Genomic DNA, 3,443 nt, shown 5'->3' on the forward strand with positions numbered 1-3,443 from the left:
GCCAGGGCGAAGCCCCAAAGCCCCTGGGGTGGGCCTGCCGCAGGGCCTGCAGGCCGCCCCTGTCAAGCGCCGAGGGGACCCACACACCACGGGACGGCCCCCCGAAGCCACCCCACCCCGACACCGGCCCCGTTCCCCACACCCCGACTGCGCTCTGGGCGAAGTCCGCGCCCGGCGTATTCGCGTGCCCCGCCCGCAACTCCCTGCGTACGGTCGCAGCATGGATCTTGTCGAGATACTCCCGCAGCTGCACCTGCTCCGCTTCCGGATCGGCCAGGCCTACCTCTGGCGGGACGGCTCCGGCGACGCGGCCGAGCTGACGCTCGTGGACGCCGGCGACGCCGCCTCCGGGCCGGACATCGAGGCCGGCATACGCTCCCTCGGCCTCGACCCCGCGGCCCTGCGGCGCATCGTCCTGACGCACTGCCACCGCGACCACGTCGGCGCGGCCGAGGAACTCGCCGCCCGCTACGGCGCCGAGGTCATCGCACACGGTCTGGACGCCCCGGTCATCCGGGGACTCGCGCCGGTGCCCGAGCCGGTACTGCTCGACTGGGAGGTCCCGCTGTACGCGCACGGGCTGACGGTGCCCGAGGCGCCGCCGACCCGGGTCGACCGAGAAGTGGTGGACGGCGAGGAACTCGGCTTCGGGGACGGGGCGTACGCGGTGCACTCCCCCGGGCACACCGACGGCAGCATCGCCGTCCACCTGCCGCGGCACGGGGTGCTGTTCACCGGCGACTGCGTGGCGGGGGTCCAGCAGGTGATGCTCGGGGTGTTCAACACCGACCGGCGGCGGGCACTGGAGTCCTTCCGGCGGCTGGCCGCGCTGGAACCGGAGGTGGCCTGCTTCGGGCACGGCGACCCACTGGTCAGTGACACGGCGGCGACGCTCAAGGCGGCGGCGCAGCACTGACCGAACGAGGACAACAACCCGAACCCGAACCCAAGCCCGAAAGCCCCCCGAGCCAGCCCCCAAACCAGCCTTGAGCCGCCCCCAAACCTGCCCTGAGCCGCCCCCGAGCCGCCCCTTAAGCCCCCCACCTCACCCCACCGGCGCCCCCGCCTCCAGATTGAGCACGGTCCCCCGCTCCCGGGCCCGCAGGGCCCAGCGCAGCCGCTCGAACCGGACCCGCGGCAGTAGCCGGGCCGCTTCCTCCTCGGTGACGAACCGCCACCCGCGCAGTTCCGCGCCGGGCAGCCGCAGGTCCCGGACCCGCTCGGCGGACAGCCGCCCGCCGTCGAAGAGGAAGCGCAGTCCGCCGAAGGCGGGGTGGCGGGGCGGCTCCCAGTCAACGACCAGCAGCCGCGGCACCGCGCCGAGTTCCACCCCGACCTCCTCGGCCACCTCCCGCATGCCGGCCCGGGCCGGGGCCTCGCCCGCCTCGACCACGCCGCCGGGGAACTCCCAGCCCGGCTTGTAGGTGGGGTCGACGAGCAGCACCCGGTCCTCGTCGTCGAACAGCAGCACCCCGGACGCCACGGTCTCCCGGGTCGGCTCCGGGGTCTGCACGATGTCGCAGGGCGGGACGCCACCGGAACGCAGGAGTTCGACGATGGCCTCGGCGGTCTCGCGCGGGGTCAGCCGGCCGTTGTCGACGGCGTGGGCGTCCGCGCGCAGCCAGCCGTCCAGGGCCTCGTGGTACGCGGGGATGCGGTCGTACGCCCACTGGCGGACCCGCGTCTCGACCTCGGGGACGGCGACGCCCGGCTCCTCGCGGTGCGCGATGCGCTCCCGCAGGATCGTTTCATCAGGAGTGAGCACGATGTGGCGCACCGGGATACGGCGGGCGGCCAGGCCGCCGAAGATCTCGTCGCGGTACTCCTGGCGCAGCAGGGTCATCGGTACGACCAGGGTGCCGCCGAGCTCGGCCAGCATCGCGGTGGCCCCGTCGACGACCAGCCGCCGCCAGATCGCCAGGTCCTGGTAGTCCGTCACCTGCGCCACGTACTTGGGCGGGAGGAGGTACTTGAGGACGCCGCCGACCACCTCGGGGTCGAACAGGGCGCTGTCCGGGATCAGGCCGGTCAGCTCGCGTGCGGTGCTGGTCTTCCCGGCGCTGAACGTGCCGTTGATCCAGACGATCACTTGTCCCCCTCCTGACGGAGGCCTCGGCCGAGGCCCCCTGTGGCTTGCCCGCAACACCCGGAGGCGGAAACCCCGTTACCGGCCATTCGGTCCGCGCCGGAGGCACCCGATGCCACCCCGGGCACACGATGACCGACGCACCGGGCCTACCCTGTAGTTCCAGGCCCCTTCCCTGCCGCTTCCCATCGGGTGCCCAGCCCGTTCCCAGCCCGTTCCCAGCCCGTTCCCCGCTTTCCCCCCTGCCGGTCTCCGGCCCGTTCCCCACCCCGTCCGCCCGAAAGGCCCCTGACCGTGACCGTCTCCTCCGGTTCCGCCCGCTACGGCCTGCGCCCGACGATGAAGGACGTGGCGGCCCGGGCCGGCGTGGGGCTGAAGACGGTCTCGCGCGTGGTCAACGGCGAGCCGGGGGTCACCCCGGAGACCGAGCAGCGGGTCCAGAACGCCATCACCGACCTCGGCTTCCGCCGCAACGACAGCGCGCGCGTGCTGCGCAAGGGGCGCACGGCCACCGTCGGACTGGTCCTGGAGGACCTGGCCGACCCCTTCTACGGGCCGTTGAACCGGGCGGTCGAGGAGGTCGCGCGGGCGCACGGCGCGCTCCTCATCAACGGGTCGAGCGCCAAGGACCCGGACCGGGAGCGCGAGCTGGCCCTGGCCCTGTGCGCGCGGCGGGTGGACGGGCTCGTCGTGATCCCGGCCGGGGACGACCACCGCTACCTGGAGCCGGAGATGCGGGCCGGCGTGGCGACCGTGTTCGTGGACCGCCCGGCGGGCCGGATCGCGGCGGACGTGGTGCTCTCCGACAGCTTCGGCGGGGCCCGCGAAGGCGTCGCGCACCTGGTCGCCCACGGCCACCGGCGGATCGGCTTCATCGGCGACCAGCCGCGCATCCACACCGCCCAGGAGCGGGTACGGGGCTACCGCGCGGCGATGTCGGACGCGGGCCTGCCGGTGGTGCCGGAGTGGGTGGCACTGGGGGCCACCGACCCTGCCACCGTGACCCGGGCGGCGCGGCACATGCTGGCCGGCGACGCGCCCGTCACCGCGCTGTTCGCGGGGAACAACCGGGTGACCGTGACCCTCGTCCGGGTGCTCGCGGAGCTCGACCGGCCGGTGGCGCTGGTCGGCTTCGACGACTTCGAACTGGCGGACCTCCTGCGGCCCGGCGTCACGGTCGTGGCCCAGGACCCCGCCGCCCTGGGCCGGGTGGCGACCGAGCGCCTGTTCGCGCGGCTCTCGGGGGCCCGGCTCGCGCCGGAGCGGGTCGAGCTGCCGACGCGGCTCATCGCACGGGGGTCGGGAGAGTTGCCGCCGGTGTGAGGGGGGCGCGGGGTGTCGGGGGTCTCGGGGGGCT

3 protein-coding genes are annotated in these 3,443 nt (G+C 74.5%); 2 read left to right on the plus strand and 1 reads right to left on the minus strand.

Translation table 11 applies throughout. The features are described from left to right. Nucleotides 1-220 precede the first annotated feature (220 nt). Entirely contained in the window at nt 221-916 is a 696-nt protein-coding gene (locus IF43_RS0135260; protein ID WP_030210935.1) for an MBL fold metallo-hydrolase, read from the plus strand. Nucleotides 917-1,045: 129 nt separating this feature from the next. Here IF43_RS0135260 and IF43_RS0135265 read toward each other — a convergent pair whose 3' ends face one another. Continuing rightward, nucleotides 1,046-2,089: an NUDIX domain-containing protein gene (locus IF43_RS0135265; protein WP_030210937.1), complete on the minus strand. Its 1,044-nt coding sequence runs from the start codon at nt 2,087-2,089 to the stop codon at nt 1,046-1,048. Between the two features lie 336 nt (nt 2,090-2,425). Between IF43_RS0135265 and IF43_RS0135270 the strand changes: the two genes are divergently transcribed. Then, nucleotides 2,426-3,409, plus strand: a complete 984-nt coding sequence (locus tag IF43_RS0135270) for a LacI family DNA-binding transcriptional regulator (protein WP_078910687.1) — start codon at nt 2,426-2,428, stop codon at nt 3,407-3,409. Nucleotides 3,410-3,443: the final 34 nt, after the last annotated feature.

It is taken from the genome of Streptomyces sp. NRRL S-87 (genome assembly GCF_000719335.1).
Classification (GTDB): Bacteria; Actinomycetota; Actinomycetes; order Streptomycetales; family Streptomycetaceae; genus Streptomyces.